Origin of the sequence: Klebsiella sp. I138 (assembly GCF_051131765.1) — a bacterium.
In the GTDB taxonomy this organism is placed as follows: domain Bacteria; phylum Pseudomonadota; class Gammaproteobacteria; order Enterobacterales; family Enterobacteriaceae; genus Klebsiella.
Genome location: NZ_CP180447.1, coordinates 2,112,994 through 2,126,942, shown reverse-complemented (window position 1 = coordinate 2,126,942; position 13,949 = coordinate 2,112,994). Strand labels below are relative to the sequence as shown.

Here is a 13,949-nt window from a genome sequence, read left to right as displayed (position 1 = left end):
TTTCATACTAACGTAACGGGTAAACATCATGAAAAAACTGCTGATCGCACTGGCCGGGGCCGCTTGTCTGTTCACGCAAATCACAGCGGCGAAAGCGGACCAGCTGCAGGATATTGAAAAGCGCGGAGTGATCCGCATTGCGGTACCGCAGGATTTCCCGCCGTTTGGCTCGGTGGGAACCGATCTCCAGCCGCAAGGCTATGACATCGATATGGCGCGTTATCTTGCCAAAGAGATGAAGCTTAAGCTGCAGCTGGTGCCGGTCACCAGCGCAAATCGGGTGCCTTACCTGCAAACCGATAAAGTGGATTTGGTTATCTCCAGCCTTGGCAAGAATGCCGAACGCGAGAAGGTGATTGATTTCAGCCGCGCCTATGCGCCGTTCTTCCTCGGGGTGTTTGGCCCGAAAGAGGCGCAGGTGAAAGACGTGGCGGCGCTTGGCGGGAAAACTATCGGCGTAACCCGTGGGGCGGTGGAAGATATGGTGCTGACCGGTATCGCCCCGAAAGCGGTGCAGATTAAACGCTACGAAGATAACAACACCACGCTGTCAGCCTACCTCTCCGGCCAGGTGCAGTACGTGGCGACCGGAAACCTGGTGGTGGCCGCGATTGCTCGCCAGAACCCGGCGAAGGCGCCGGTGGAGAGCTTTATGCTGAAAGATTCACCGTGCGTGATTGGCCTGAGAAAGAATGAGCCAGCGCTGAAAGCCAAAGTGGACGCGCTGATAGCGCAGGGCCTACAAGACGGAACCCTGAACGGGCTGTCACAGCAGTGGCTAAAAGCGCCGTTGCCCGCTGACTTTGCTGCATAAGGTCAGGGAATGACGGAACAACTTCATTTTTCTGCGCTCTGGCCGCACTGGCCGGAGCTGCTGGCAGGGCTATGGGTGACTGTCCAGCTGACGGTGATGGCCACCGCCGGGGGCCTGGCTATCGGTATCTTCGGGGCTGCGCTTCGCAGCGGACGGCCATCGTGGCTCAGCCGGATGTGGGGCGGTTACGTGGAGCTGATTCGCAACACGCCGTTCGTGGTGCAGCTGTTTTTTATCGTCTTCGGGCTGCCGAATCTCGGGCTGAAGATGACCGCAGGCGAAGCGGCGCTGCTGGCGATGGTTGTGAACCTCGGGGCCTACAGTACTGAGATCGTGCGCGCCGGTATTCAGGTTACGCCGAAAGGCCAGTGGGAGGCCGGGCGGGTGCTTGGCCTGAGTCGCACACAGACCTTTATCCGCGTGGTGCTGCCGCCGGCGTTACAGCGCATTTACCCGGCGCTGGTCAGCCAGTGCATCATCGTGATGCTCGGATCGTCGGTAGTTTCTCAGGTCTCGTATGAAGAGCTGACCTTTGCCGCCAACCTGATTCAGTCACGGACGTTCCTGAGCTTCGAGGTTTATCTGGTGACGACGGGGATCTACTTAGTGCTTTCGATAACAATGCGTCAGCTGCTGATGGCAGCAGGGCGAAAATGGCTGGGGGTGCAGGCATGATGGCCACCTTTACCGACTGGGACATTATTCGCAATCTGCTGTTGGCCGGGCGCTGGACGGTTCTGCTGTCGCTGGTGGCGTTTACCGGCGGCGCGCTGGTGACGCTACCGCTGCTGTTGCTGCGCCTGACCGGCGGACGGCAGGTCAGGCGCCTGATTCGCGGCTATATCGAGCTGTTTCAAGGGACGCCGCTGCTGATGCAGCTGTTTCTGGCCTTCTTTGGCGTAGCGCTGTTCGGCATTGACGTCTCGCCGTGGACCGCTGCGTCGATGGCGCTGACGTTCTACACCAGCGCCTTCTTGCTCGATATCGGGTACGGCAGCATCCGGGCACTGCCAAAAGGGCAGTGGGAAGCGTCGCGCTGCCTGGGCCTGAGCTTCACTCAGACGCTGCTTCGCGTCATTGCGCCGCAGGCGTTGCGTATCGCCGTGGCACCCACCGTCGGGTTTGCGGTGCAGGTAATCAAAGGTACCGCCCTGGCCTCGATTATCGGCTTTGTCGAGTTGACCAAAGCCGGCACGATGCTCACCAACGTGACATATCAGCCGTTTAAAGTCTTTGCGCTGGTGGCGCTGGGCTACTTCGTTCTGTGCTACCCGCTGTCCCGCTACAGCCGCTATCTGGAGAATAAATTCAATGCCTCTCATCACCATTAATCAGATGCAGAAGTACTACGGGGACAACCACGTACTCAAAGGTGTCGATCTGGATATCGATATGGGCGAGGTGATTTCGATTATTGGCCGAAGCGGCTCGGGGAAAAGCACGCTGCTGCGCTGCATCAACGGGCTGGAAGGCTATCAGGAAGGCAGCATTAAGCTCGGCGGTATGACCATCACCGATCGCGATTCGCAGGCGCGGGAGATCAGCCGCTCTGTCGGGATGGTATTCCAGAATTTTAACCTGTTCCCGCACATGACCGCGCTGGAGAACGTGATGCTGGCGCCGCGCAGGGTGCTGAAAAAAAACGCCGCCGAATGCCGGGAGCTGGCGCAGCGGATGCTGGAGAAAGTCGGCCTCGGCGATCGGCTGGACTATTATCCCTCCAGTCTTTCCGGCGGCCAGCAGCAGCGGGTGGCCATTGCCCGTGCGCTGGCGATGTCGCCAAAAGTTTTACTCTGCGACGAGATCACCTCGGCGCTGGATCCTGAGCTGGTGGGTGAAGTGCTCAAGGTTCTGGAACAGCTGGCAGCCGAAGGCATGACGCTGATTCTCGTCACTCATGAAATGAATTTTGCCCGTGAAGTGGGCGACCGCGTGGTGTTTATGCATCAGGGGCGCGTCTGGGAACAGGGAGACAGCAAAACGCTGTTTGCCAATCCGCAGACCGGTGAACTGAAGCAGTTTATCTCCTCCGTGCGCGGCCTCAATTAATCAAAGGACTCTAAAATGGATATCGCTCAATTTTCGCAAATTAACCCGCCGCCGCGCCTGCTGATGGGGCCAGGGCCGATTAACGCCGACCCGCGCGTGCTGCGCGCGATGTCGAGCCAGCTGATCGGTCAGTACGACCCGGTGATGACCCACTATATGAATGAGGTTATGGCGCTGTATCGCGGGGTATTTCGTACCGAAAACCGCTGGACGATGCTGGTGGACGGGACTTCTCGTGCGGGAATTGAAGCCGTTCTCGTGTCGGCTATTCGCCCCGGTGATAAGGTGCTGGTACCGGTATTCGGTCGTTTTGGTCATTTGCTGTGCGAGATAGCCCGCCGCTGCCGCGCTGAGGTTCACACCATTGAGGTACCGTGGGGTGAAGTCTTTACGCCAGACCAGGTGGAAGACGCCATCAAGCGCGTGCGCCCACGCCTGCTCCTGACGGTACAGGGCGACACGTCAACCACCATGCTCCAGCCGCTGGCGGCGCTGGGTGATATCTGCCGCCGTTACGATGTGCTGTTTTATACCGATGCCACCGCCTCGTTGGGGGGCAACGCCCTGGAAACCGATGCCTGGGGGCTGGATGCGGTATCGGCAGGGATGCAGAAATGCCTCGGCGGGCCGTCCGGCACCTCGCCGATCACGCTAAGCGCACGTATGGAAGCGGTGATTCGCCGCCGCCGGTGCGTCGAAGAGGGGATTCGCACCGCAGACCATCTTGCTGGCGAGGATGAGCCGATTTATTCCAACTACTTCGATCTTGGCATGGTGATGGATTACTGGGGGCCGGAGCGCCTGAATCATCATACTGAAGCAACATCGGCGCTGTTTGGCGCCCGCGAATGCGCGAGGCTGATCCTGCAAGAAGGGCTGGATAACGGGATCGCCCGGCATAAGCTGCATGGCGATGCGTTGGTAAAAGGCATTCAGGCGATGGGGCTGGAAACCTTTGGTAATTTGCAACACAAGATGAACAACGTGCTCGGGGTGGTTATTCCGCAGGGCATCAACGGTGATCAGGTGCGTAAGCTGATGCTGGAAGACTTCGGCATTGAGATAGGCACCTCCTTTGGCCCGCTGCACGGCAAAGTGTGGCGCATCGGCACTATGGGGTACAACGCGCGGAAAGATTGCGTGATGACCACGCTCAGCGCCCTGGAGTCAGTACTGAACTACCTGAAATTTTCCACCACTCAGGGGGCAGCGATGCAGGCGGCGTGGGATCACTATTGCCGTGAGAGTGCGCGATGAGTCCATTAGCACGCCGGCAGGCGGAGATGACGGAGGCCGCAGCGCGGGTGATGGCTCGTGCGGATGAGCTGGCCGCGATCAGTGAAACGACGGAGGGGCTAACCCGAGTGTATCTCTCTGTGCAGCATCTGCAGGCCAATCAGCAGGTGGCGCGCTGGATGACGCAGGCGGGAATGACCGTCTGGCAGGATAGCGTCGGCAACATTTGCGGGCGTTATGAGGGCGAGCAGGAGGGGGCCCCGGCCATTCTGCTGGGGTCTCATCTGGATACGGTACGCAATGCCGGGCGCTATGACGGCATGCTGGGGGTGCTGACGGCGATTGAGGTGGTGGATAACCTGCACCGGCAGGAACGCCGCCTGGCGAAGGCGATAGAGATTGTCGGTTTCTGCGATGAGGAAGGGACGCGTTTCGGTATTACGCTGTTGGGCAGCCGCGGCCTGACGGGAACCTGGCCGGAGAGCTGGCTTGAGCAGACCGATGCTCAAGGGGCCAGCGTGGCGCAGGCGATGGTGCTGGCCGGGTTTGATCCTGCCTGCGTGAGCCTGGCGGCGCGACCGGCCGCGGATATCGCCGGCTATCTGGAGCTGCACATTGAGCAGGGACCATGTCTTGAACGGGAAGGGCTGGCGCTTGGCGTGGTGGAGGCTATCAACGGTGCGCGCCGCCTGAACTGCCGTTTTACCGGCGAAGCGGGCCATGCCGGAACGGTACCGATGGGCCAACGCCGGGATGCGCTGGCTGCCGCCGCCGAATGGATGGTCCTCATTGAAACAGCCACCTGCCAGCAGGGAGGGAATCTGGTGGCGACGGTCGGGACGCTGCGCTGCGCGCCTGGCGCGGTTAACGTGATCCCCGGCGAGGTCGCGCTGACTCTGGATATTCGTGGCCCGCAGGATGGCCCTCTCGACACGCTACTCACGACGCTGCTGGACGCGGCGCAGGCGATTGCCGCCCGTCGCCAGCTGCAATTTGCAGCCGAAACGTTCTACCACATTGCCGCGACCCCCTGCGACAGGCGATTGCAGGACGTGTTGACGCAAGCCGTCAGCGAGGTTCAGGGAACGTCATTGACCCTGCCCAGCGGCGCCGGACATGATGCGATCGCCATCGCCGAGCGGTGGCCGGTTGGCATGTTGTTTGTGCGCTGTAAAGGGGGCGTCAGCCACCATCCGGCGGAGTCCGTGACGCAGGCTGATGTGGCGTTGGCGATTGAGGCATTTCGCCGCGCAACGTGGGCGCTGGCTGAAAGCGCATAAACCGCTCCGCCCGGTCGCACGCATCGGATCCGGGCGGCGGCTACCGGCGTAGCCTGACTGAAGTGAAAGGGCTTTTTACCCGAAAGTAGCACAAAGTGCTAAAAGTGCGGATGACTATCTCTATACCATCCGCGGCACTGACCTCGTCGCCATGGATTGGTAGTCAGTTGGAAAAATTCCGCGGGGTCAGTCTATTCTTTTTGTCAAACATCTATGACACATTTAACCCTCAGATAATTATCAATTTTATTCGCTGAAAATCACCCGACTGCTATGCTAACTTGTGAAAAGCCATGACGCTGCCGAGAGATGTGCCGATGTTGAACTCAGAAAAGAATATCAATATAAAAACCCAGCCAGTCAGCCCCCATACCAACCTTTTTCCTGCTCTGCTGGTGATTATCGCCGTCGCCGCGTTATGTATTGCCATGTCGAAGCCATTAGGACCCTGGGACGTGATTTTTGCTAAAGCCGGGCTGTATATCGACTTGCTGGCGTTGCTGTTTTTGGTCTTTATGTTGTGGATCTCGTCGAAAGTCAGAATGAGCCATGTCGCGGTGAACTGGGTGCGCTACGGGCTGCTGCTGTGGATAGCCGGGGGCACCTTTGATTTAATGGATGAAATGTTCGTTCAGCCGAGGTGGATGGGTTATTACTGCGAAGATCTGCTGCGGCTGTCGGGCATGCTATTGACTACGATTGGCATCTACAAAATCATCGAGCGTATTAACGTCCTGTACGTCGACGCGCGCTCCCAGTCATTAAAAGATGAGCTGACCCAGCTGCCGAACCGACGTTTCTTTATCGATACGATCCGCGAAAAGCAGGATCACAGCCCGGTGGCATTGATGATCCTCGATATCGATTTCTTCAAGAAGATTAATGATACCTATGGCCATCTGGTGGGCGATGAGGTGTTATTCGCGCTGGGTAAGCAGCTGTCGAAGCTCACCAGCGACACGGTCCTGCCGGCGAGGATCGGCGGTGAGGAGTTTGCCATTATCGTTGACGGGATGCCCGCCGATGAGGTGGCACAGCTCGCAGAGTCCATTCTGCTCAATGTTGGTTCCATTTTGATTAATCACGATTATCCGCTGTCGGTGAGCATTGGCGTCGGGATGCGGGAAAAAGATGAACCCCAGGATGCGTTTATTAAGAAAGTGGATGAAGCGCTCTACGCCGCGAAGCACAACGGTCGTGGCCGGGTGGAGTGGGCCTCATCCTGAGGCCACTATCCCTGCTGCGCGCTGCGGCAATGACGGCGATATTCGGACGGCGATCGCTCGGTATAGCGTTTAAAGATCCGGCAAAAATAGTTACTGTCGACAAAACCGCAGTTGTGGGCGATCTCTTTGACTTTTAAATCGTAACCGCGCAGCAGCTTCTTGGCCTGCTCCAGCCGGACGCTGGTCAGATATTCGTTAAAGCCGACGGAACCGGATTTCTGAAAAATGTGCGACAGGTAGTTTGGGGTGATATGAAAACGCTTCGCTACCGATTCACGGGTCAGCGGCTGGCTGAGGTTCTCTTCCAGATAATCCTGTACCGCCATGAACAGATCGCGGCTGCGGCTGACCCGCATCTCCAGCCCAACCAGCTGCTCAAGACAGTGGCTGAGCAGCGCGGATACCACAAGCCGGGCGGTGACCGGATCTGGCTGCAAACATATTTCGTTCAGTGCCAGCAGCAGGTAAGAACCGACGCGTGGCCCCAGGCGGGCGACGCTTTGTTTTTCCGTTCTTAACTGTCTGCCGTCCCAGTGCTGGATGCAAAAACCCAGCTTTTGCCTGCCAAATAAAATACTTAAGGTCGATGCCGGGCCGGTCCACTGTGGAAGGGTCCATTTTCCGGCCTGTACATACAGTACCTGCGACGTTGACAGCTGCGTATCGGACAAGGGTAAACCTTTCTCTTGCAGCTCACCTTCCAGCACGATCTCCAGACGCGGAAACGCGACCTTATAGGCCAGTTCAGGGACGGAAATATCCGGTTCCGGGAACCGGACATGCAGCCTGTCCTTCTGACTGACCAGGCGATTTAAAATATCCGGCAGCGCTTCAATCATCCCATCACCCCGTGAAATAGCTATTATCCTGTTGAATATAATCTATTTAATCCTGGCAGGCCTCTTTTAGATTGTCTGATTGCGTACGGGGAACGGCCATACGACAGTGCGTGGTGCAGAGTTTGATGAGCATCACACTTTGCCCCCTCGCGTGCGGATGTCCAGTTTTTCGTAGGAATCGCCTCATGTATTTCCCCAGGCCGACGATTAGAGTTTATTTCGTGTTATCGAAAGGTTAAGGGAAAGAAATATGGAACATCAATCTGCTGTCTATCTGGATGCGCTCGGCGCCAACATTGCACTGTCCGCCAAAATGAAACAGGAGCTGGATACCCTCGGGTACACCGTGGTGCATCATCTGGCTGACCCGGAGTGGCTGGACGCGATGCGAAGCCTCATCGATACGATTGTCGAGAAAGAGGGGGATAATCTGGCCATTGAGCACCATCAGGAGGCGACGGCGACGCGCATTGCTAATCTGATTAACAAAGGGGTGATTTGGGAGAAAGTGTGGTCCCATCCGCTGGTACTGTCGGCCTGCCGCTATATTTTCCAGGGCGACTTTAAGGTCTCCAGCCTCAATGCGCGAGAGGCGCTGGTTAACGGTGGCCACCAGCCGCTACACGCCGACTGGAAAAAGCCACGTCCGGATTTTCCCAAAGTGCATCTGGTGAACACGATCTGGGCTATTGATGATTTGAGCGCGGAAAATGGCGCCCCGCGAATTATCCCCGGCACGCATCTGCGCCCGGATCTGCCCGAAGATGCCCTGAGCGACCCTGAACTGCCGCACCCGGATGAGATCGTGTTTGCCGCACCGGCGGGCAGCGTGATGATTTATAACGCGCATGCCTGGCACGGTGGAACCTGCAATACCACCGGCAGCAGAAGGCGAGTGCTGCACGGTTTATACATTGACCGCCAGGATACTGCGCAGCAGGATCAACGGCACTGGTTAAAGCCGGAAACCGCCAGCCGCCTGACGCCGGCGCAAAAATGGCTGCTGGATGTGGAGTAACCCGGTTAACCGGGGTATCCGTTGTTTGCCTGGTGGCGGCTTACGCCTTACCTGGCCTGCGAAACGGTAGCTTCTCGCGGGCCAAACTGGGGTACGATACCGGTTCTTTGCCCCTGAGCAGCAGTGGCATGATCTCATCTGCTCTCAGGGGATATCTAAATAGACGACCGGCTTTTTCATGATGTTTTTTACCGCCTCAGTGATGTGCTGCGGCTGGAGTAAAAACGTTTTGATGCTCGTTTTAATCGTTCTGAGGCCGCAAAACCGTTTTGCGTCGTCGATTTCAATATCCGTTACCAGCAGCACGACATCGGCCTGGGCAATATCGTCAGGCGTAATTTTATTTTCAATCCCCAGCGCGCCCTGGGTTTCGATTTTTATCTGCCATTTTTCCTGGTGACCGACTTTTTGTAAACGTTCCGCGGCCATATAGGTATGGGCCACGCCGCTTACGCAGGCGGTGACCGCCACGATTTTGATATCCATAGCATCCTCCGGGCAATTAGCCGCCGACCGTTACGCGATAACCGGCTTGTTCTGCCATGATTGTGAATCGGTTTATCTCAGCTGATGATGGCGTACCGATCTTTGCCATCGCCCATGTTTTACCCAGCAACGCGTATTTCGGCTCGCCATATTGATGAAACGGCAGCAGGTGAATCTCGGGTAGCGCAAACGGGGCGAGGAAGGACAGTATCTGGCTGAAGTTCCTTTCGCACAGGGTAAAGCCTGGAATGAGCGGCACTCTGGGGATAACCTGAACCCCGTTTTCCACCAGCTGGCGAAAGTTTGCCAGCACCCGGGGGAGATCGATGGCGAGCCGTTCTCGCGCCAGCCTGGCGTCCATGATCTTCAGATCGAACAGCACTTCGTCACAGGCCTGGGCAAGGGGATACAAGCGGCTGAAGGGAGCATCGCCCGCCGTTTCTATTGCCGTGCGGATCCCCCACTGGCGCAGGGTTCGTAAGAAGCGGGTGGCAAACCCGGCCTGCATTAATATCTCTCCGCCCGAAAGCGTGACGCCGCCGCCCGAGGCGCGGAAAAAGATCTCATCCTTCAGGACCTCTTTGAGCAACGCTTCCTGGGTGATATCGCGGCCAATTTGCTCCCACGCACCGGAGGGACACTCCTCGACGTCCTGCTGGCAGCGCGTGCAGTGGAGGCACTTGCTTTCCCGGCGCACGGTTTCAATTTTGGGGGAGATGGATTCCGGGTTGGCGCACCACGGACAGGTATGCGGACAGCCTTTAAAAAAAACGACGGTCCTGATCCCCTGGCCATCATTCAGCGAGTAGCGTTGGAGATTAAAAATGCGCGCCCGGTCGGCGCGCGTATCGATAACTTCACAGCTGATGCGTGGTGCGGTGGATAATGTCATCCTGGATCTCCTTCGATAACTCGACAAAGAAGGCGCTGTAGCCCGCGACGCGTACCACCAGACCGGCGAAATCCTGAGGACGTTGCTGCGCTTCCCGTAGGGTATCCGCATTGACCACGTTAAACTGGATATGCTGAAGCTTCAGGCTGGTGAAAGCCTGTAAAAAATCTGCCAGCTTGTTGAGCCCGCTCTCTCCGCTCAGGGTGGCGGGGGTAAACTTAACGTTCAGCAACGTGCCGTTGGACAGCAGATAGTTATCCAGCTTGCTGACCGATTTCAGCACCGCCGTTGGCCCCTGAGAATCCTGACCGACCATCGGTGACAGACCGCCGTCGGCTAACTGCTCGCCGGCCAGTCGACCATCCGGCGTTGCGCCGACAACCGAGCCTAGCGGCACGTGCGCCGAGACGGTGTACGATCCGGGGGTAAAGTGACCGCCGCGCGGGTTGCGGTACTGTTCAACCTCTTTACAGTAAAAACGCAGCAGGTCGGCGCTGATATTGTCCACCTCGTCAATGTCGTTGCCATATTTTTCAAAGCGATGAATCAGCCTGGCGCGGATTTTTTCTCCTTCCGACGTCTGGAAATTCGCTTTGAGGACCTGCATCAGCCCATCGAAGCTCATGCGCTGTTGGTCAAAGACCATGCCCTTGAGCGCATGCAGGGAGTCGCTGAGGTTGGCGATACCAATCCCCTGGACGCCGGAGAAATTGTAGCGTGCGCCGCCCTCGGTGATATCTTTACCGTGCAAAACGCAGTCCTGAATAAACGAGGAGAGGAGGGGAACCGGCGCCTGATCCCGGTGGCCGAGGTCGCAAATGTTGCTGCCTTCGACCATCAGCTTGATGTAGTAGCGGGTTTTGTCGCGGATTTGCTGAATCAACCCGTCCCAGCTGACATCGGCGTTACCTTCATTTTCCAGCATCACGATTTCCATGACCTTCAGCAGGTTGAACATCGCAATATCATGCAGCCCGTAGGTACGACCGGGAATAGAGAGTTCAACGCAGCCCACCACGGCGTAATCTCGCGCATCCTCCAGCGAAACTCCGCGATTAAGGAATGCCGGGATCACCACCTCATCGTTGAAAATTTGTGGAATCCCGGTACCTAAGCGGATCGTTTCCGCCGTTTTGTGCAGGAACGGTCGGTCGATCAGTTCGTTAATGCGGACTCCGAGATTAGGCTGCGGCAGTTGGACGTTTTGATAGGCATCCAGCGCGAGGAAAGAGAGCACGTTTACCGCACTGCGCCCGGTCTCACTCAGTCCGCCGAGTAAGGCCGTGTAGCCCGTCGGGAAGCCGGCAAAATAGCGGGCGCTGCTGGATGAACGCAGCAGGACGATGTCGTTGCACTTGACCCACAGCGATTCCAGCAACGTTTTCAGAAACGCGGCATCCTGACCGCGGCTTAACGACGTCTGGTAGAACGGCAGCATGTACTGGTCAAAACGCCCCAGCGAAATGGAGCTGGCATTGGACTCGTACTGCAGGATGATGTTCATGTACCAGAACAGCTGACAGGCCTGCCCGAAGTCTTCCGGGCGGTGTTCTGCGTTATGGCGCGAAATCGCGGCAATCGTCTCCAGCTCCTGGCGTCGCCGCGGGGAGTCGCAGCGGGCGGCCATGTCATCGGCGAGAGCGGCGTAGCGCAAAATATGACGCTGCGAGGCCTCCAGCAGAATCAGCACCGCCTGATAAAAATCGTTCTGGGGATGCCGTTGGGTTAGGGTTTTCATTTCATTCGCCAGCGCCGCCAGCCCATTATTCAGCAGACGGGGATAATCAATAATGATATGCCCCTGACCCTTATCGGTTTGGTTGACGCTGAAAATCTGCGTGCGCACCGCCGTTTTGACTTCCTCGGTCATTTGAGCATTGATGAAATCCTTCATCGAGCGTGTTTCCCAGTATGGGAACAGCTCTTCACGGTAAATCCGCTTATCTTCATCACTGATGGCGAAGCGATCCTGCGGGCGGACAGGGAACTGATCCAGCTCGTTAAGCAACCAGTAGGGGTCCATCTCTGGGGAGACGATCCCGGCGCGAGGCTTAATTGTTCGGTTTCCGGCGATAAGTTCATCATCACGTATCGATATCTGTACATGGTCGAGGATCCACGCGGTGGCTTTCGCCCGGCGGACGATCGTCGGCTCTCCCTCGGTTTGCCTGTGGCTTTCGGTGTAGAGCAGGGCACGCTCGAGCGAGATTTCCCGGGGATGAGCAAACAGGCTCTCTTTTAAACGCTGGGTACGATTGGTCATGACAAACTCCATGTGAACGCCTTCGCCATGCGCGGGTGGCGGCAATCCGGCGGAGTAAATGCACGGACTGCCGGTCACGATGACGCTCGTGGAACGAGGCGCTGAGTCTTGCGCAGCCCCGCTGCGCGCGACGTTATTCAGGCTTTCTGCGAAAGGTGGCTGTCGATTTTGTTCATAATGGCGTCAGCGCGCTTCACGGCATCGCTGATATTGACGCGAACGATGGTTTTACCGGCAAAGCGCTCTTCACACTTGATGCCGATGTCTTTGGTCAGGATCACGATGTCGGCGTGGGTGACATCGTCGGGCGACAGCTCATTCTCAATACCGATAGAGCCCTGAGTCTCCACCTTAACCTGCCAGCCTTTAGCCCTGGCGGCGCTTTCCAGCGACTCTGCTGCCATGTAGGTGTGCGCAACTCCGGATGGGCAGGCGGTAACGGCGATAATGTTGGTCATAAAATATTCCTTCCAGCGTTTCAGTTAATTTCGAAATCAAGATCCAGTTCGTCATCGGCTTTGGCTTCTGACGCTTTCTTTTTCGTGAGGGCTTTAAGAACGATGACGCAGGCGGCGCTGACAAATGCCCCGACCAGCAGGCCGATGATAAATCCGCCTTTACCCTGAACCACCGGCAGGACGATCAGCCCGCCCCAGCCGGCGTAGCACTGAGCGCCGAGCAGAGCGGTTGTTGCGCAGCCGCTTGCGGCGCCAATCATGACGGACGGGATAACGCGTAGCGGGTCGGCGGCGGCGAAGGGGATGGCGCCTTCGGTGACGCCCACGCAGCCCATCACCAGAGCGGCTTTGCCCGTTTCACGTTCCTCCGCAGTGAAATATTTGCGGCCAATCAGCGTGGCCAGCCCCATTCCCAGCGGCGGAATGGCGATCCCGACAGCGGCGATGGCCACCACGCTATATACGCCCTGGGAGACGCAGATCAGCATAAAGGCGTAGGCGACTTTATTGACCGGGCCGCCCATATCGAAGGCCAGCATCAGTCCCATGATGATGGCAAGAAGCACGATGCTGCCCTCGCGCATGCCCTGTAGCCAGGTTGTCAGGTTAGCGGTAAGCGCCCCGATAGGTTCGCCCAGCCCCCACATCATGATCCCGGCCGTGATAAAGGTGCCGATAATGGGGATCACAAAAATGGGCATCACGGAGCGCAGCACTTTGTGGACGGGGATCTTCTTCAGGTAGTAAACCACCAGGCCGCCGATCATGCCGGCAATCAGGGCGCCGAAAAAACCGGCGCCAAAGCTGTTGCCGACCCATGCACCAATGGCGCAGGGGGCCAGCGCCGCGCGGTCGGAAATGGAGTAACCGATATAGGCCGCCAGAAAAGGCACCATCAACGTCAACCCGGCGACCCCAATATCAAACAGCTTCTTCAGGTTGGGATCCGTCGCGACGTCGGGCACGGCGCCCTTGCCGTACAGCATGACGGAGACGGCGAGTAGGATCCCGCCGGAGACCACGAAGGGAATCATATGTGAGACGCCGGTCATGAGATGCTGGCGTGTATTTTTTAGTATTTGCACCAGTTCGTTCATTGCTTGCTCCTGAGCGCGGTATCGCTCGTGACAGTATTGTTGCTTCAACAGTAGGAAAATGACGGGGGAGAAAACAGTAGAGAAAAAGTGCATTTACTGGATATTTGTAAGGTGCTTATGAAATTGCGATCCACCTCTAATCTTAGGGGGTACAGGGAGGATTAACGGCGAAATGGCGGATTTGTGATACGGAACAGAAAAAAGATCTCTGCGTACAATATTCCAGTAATTCACTCTTTTTTCGCGTAGTCCCTGCCGCGGGCTTTCTTTACCTTTGAGTCAATGATGTCT

The 13,949-nt window shown here is 57.2% G+C and carries 14 protein-coding genes; 8 read left to right on the top strand and 6 right to left on the bottom strand.

Features of this window, described 5'->3' with window-relative positions; genetic code table 11:
* Positions 1-28 precede the first annotated feature (28 nt).
* The 7 genes from ACMYSK_RS09965 (at position 29) to ACMYSK_RS09935 (ending at position 6,605) form a co-directional block, all read left to right on the top strand.
* Entirely contained in the window at positions 29-814 is a 786-nt protein-coding gene (locus ACMYSK_RS09965; protein ID WP_434642467.1) for a transporter substrate-binding domain-containing protein, read from the top strand.
* 9 nt (positions 815-823) lie between these two features.
* Positions 824-1,489, top strand: coding sequence for an amino acid ABC transporter permease (locus tag ACMYSK_RS09960; protein WP_434642464.1), 666 nt, complete (start codon positions 824-826; stop codon positions 1,487-1,489).
* Positions 1,489-2,145, top strand: a complete 657-nt coding sequence (locus ACMYSK_RS09955; RefSeq protein WP_434644018.1) for an amino acid ABC transporter permease — start codon at positions 1,489-1,491, stop codon at positions 2,143-2,145. The genes ACMYSK_RS09960 and ACMYSK_RS09955 overlap by 1 nt, the downstream gene beginning before the upstream one ends.
* Positions 2,126-2,863 (top strand): amino acid ABC transporter ATP-binding protein, encoded by a 738-nt coding sequence (locus ACMYSK_RS09950; RefSeq protein WP_434642462.1) that lies wholly within the window; start codon positions 2,126-2,128, stop codon positions 2,861-2,863. The genes ACMYSK_RS09955 and ACMYSK_RS09950 overlap by 20 nt, the downstream gene beginning before the upstream one ends.
* Positions 2,864-2,878: 15 nt before the next feature.
* Positions 2,879-4,120, top strand: a complete 1,242-nt coding sequence (locus tag ACMYSK_RS09945; RefSeq protein WP_434642459.1) for a pyridoxal-phosphate-dependent aminotransferase family protein — start codon at positions 2,879-2,881, stop codon at positions 4,118-4,120.
* Positions 4,117-5,379, top strand: coding sequence for an allantoate amidohydrolase (gene hpxK, locus ACMYSK_RS09940; protein WP_434642456.1), 1,263 nt, complete (start codon positions 4,117-4,119; stop codon positions 5,377-5,379). The genes ACMYSK_RS09945 and hpxK overlap by 4 nt, the downstream gene beginning before the upstream one ends.
* Positions 5,380-5,696: 317 nt before the next feature.
* Complete coding sequence (locus ACMYSK_RS09935; RefSeq protein ID WP_434642454.1) at positions 5,697-6,605, top strand: GGDEF domain-containing protein; 909 nt, start codon at positions 5,697-5,699, stop codon at positions 6,603-6,605.
* 5 nt (positions 6,606-6,610) lie between these two features.
* On the opposite strand, the gene ACMYSK_RS09930 is transcribed toward ACMYSK_RS09935, so the two are convergent.
* Entirely contained in the window at positions 6,611-7,444 is an 834-nt protein-coding gene (locus ACMYSK_RS09930; RefSeq protein WP_434642451.1) for a helix-turn-helix transcriptional regulator, read from the bottom strand.
* A 250-nt stretch (positions 7,445-7,694) separates the two neighbouring features.
* Between ACMYSK_RS09930 and ACMYSK_RS09925 the strand changes: the two genes are divergently transcribed.
* On the top strand, positions 7,695-8,462 hold the full coding sequence (locus tag ACMYSK_RS09925) for a phytanoyl-CoA dioxygenase family protein (RefSeq protein ID WP_434642449.1): 768 nt from the start codon (positions 7,695-7,697) through the stop codon (positions 8,460-8,462).
* Positions 8,463-8,606: 144 nt separating this feature from the next.
* Here the strand turns inward: ACMYSK_RS09925 and ACMYSK_RS09920 are convergent, their stop codons facing one another.
* From ACMYSK_RS09920 to ACMYSK_RS09900, 5 genes are all read right to left on the bottom strand, one after another.
* Positions 8,607-8,948 (bottom strand): PTS fructose-like transporter subunit IIB, encoded by a 342-nt coding sequence (locus tag ACMYSK_RS09920; RefSeq protein ID WP_434642446.1) that lies wholly within the window; start codon positions 8,946-8,948, stop codon positions 8,607-8,609.
* A gap of 16 nt (positions 8,949-8,964) precedes the next feature.
* Positions 8,965-9,840 carry a [formate-C-acetyltransferase]-activating enzyme gene (locus ACMYSK_RS09915; RefSeq protein ID WP_434642444.1) on the bottom strand — a complete coding sequence of 292 codons (876 nt, stop codon included), beginning with the start codon at positions 9,838-9,840 and terminating at the stop codon, positions 8,965-8,967.
* Entirely contained in the window at positions 9,806-12,103 is a 2,298-nt protein-coding gene (locus tag ACMYSK_RS09910; protein ID WP_434642441.1) for a formate C-acetyltransferase, read from the bottom strand. Before ACMYSK_RS09910 ends, ACMYSK_RS09915 begins: the two co-directional genes overlap by 35 nt.
* Positions 12,104-12,240: 137 nt before the next feature.
* Positions 12,241-12,561 carry a PTS fructose-like transporter subunit IIB gene (locus ACMYSK_RS09905; RefSeq protein WP_434642439.1) on the bottom strand — a complete coding sequence of 107 codons (321 nt, stop codon included), beginning with the start codon at positions 12,559-12,561 and terminating at the stop codon, positions 12,241-12,243.
* Positions 12,562-12,581: 20 nt separating this feature from the next.
* On the bottom strand, positions 12,582-13,658 hold the full coding sequence (locus ACMYSK_RS09900) for a PTS fructose transporter subunit EIIC (RefSeq protein ID WP_434642436.1): 1,077 nt from the start codon (positions 13,656-13,658) through the stop codon (positions 12,582-12,584).
* Positions 13,659-13,949: the final 291 nt, after the last annotated feature.

What these genes read in the sequence shown, in the direction of transcription:
- ACMYSK_RS09965 (WP_434642467.1), top strand. Translation starts at nt 29, where the DNA reads ATGAAAAAACTGCTGATCGCACTGGCCGGGGCCGCTTGTCTGTTCACG.
- ACMYSK_RS09960 (WP_434642464.1), top strand. Translation starts at nt 824, where the DNA reads ATGACGGAACAACTTCATTTTTCTGCGCTCTGGCCGCACTGGCCGGAG.
- ACMYSK_RS09955 (WP_434644018.1), top strand. Translation starts at nt 1,489, where the DNA reads ATGGCCACCTTTACCGACTGGGACATTATTCGCAATCTGCTGTTGGCC.
- ACMYSK_RS09950 (WP_434642462.1), top strand. Translation starts at nt 2,126, where the DNA reads ATGCCTCTCATCACCATTAATCAGATGCAGAAGTACTACGGGGACAAC.
- ACMYSK_RS09945 (WP_434642459.1), top strand. Translation starts at nt 2,879, where the DNA reads ATGGATATCGCTCAATTTTCGCAAATTAACCCGCCGCCGCGCCTGCTG.
- hpxK (WP_434642456.1), top strand. Translation starts at nt 4,117, where the DNA reads ATGAGTCCATTAGCACGCCGGCAGGCGGAGATGACGGAGGCCGCAGCG.
- ACMYSK_RS09935 (WP_434642454.1), top strand. Translation starts at nt 5,697, where the DNA reads ATGTTGAACTCAGAAAAGAATATCAATATAAAAACCCAGCCAGTCAGC.
- ACMYSK_RS09930 (WP_434642451.1), bottom strand. Translation starts at nt 7,444, where the DNA reads ATGATTGAAGCGCTGCCGGATATTTTAAATCGCCTGGTCAGTCAGAAG.
- ACMYSK_RS09925 (WP_434642449.1), top strand. Translation starts at nt 7,695, where the DNA reads ATGGAACATCAATCTGCTGTCTATCTGGATGCGCTCGGCGCCAACATT.
- ACMYSK_RS09920 (WP_434642446.1), bottom strand. Translation starts at nt 8,948, where the DNA reads ATGGATATCAAAATCGTGGCGGTCACCGCCTGCGTAAGCGGCGTGGCC.
- ACMYSK_RS09915 (WP_434642444.1), bottom strand. Translation starts at nt 9,840, where the DNA reads ATGACATTATCCACCGCACCACGCATCAGCTGTGAAGTTATCGATACG.
- ACMYSK_RS09910 (WP_434642441.1), bottom strand. Translation starts at nt 12,103, where the DNA reads ATGACCAATCGTACCCAGCGTTTAAAAGAGAGCCTGTTTGCTCATCCC.
- ACMYSK_RS09905 (WP_434642439.1), bottom strand. Translation starts at nt 12,561, where the DNA reads ATGACCAACATTATCGCCGTTACCGCCTGCCCATCCGGAGTTGCGCAC.
- ACMYSK_RS09900 (WP_434642436.1), bottom strand. Translation starts at nt 13,658, where the DNA reads ATGAACGAACTGGTGCAAATACTAAAAAATACACGCCAGCATCTCATG.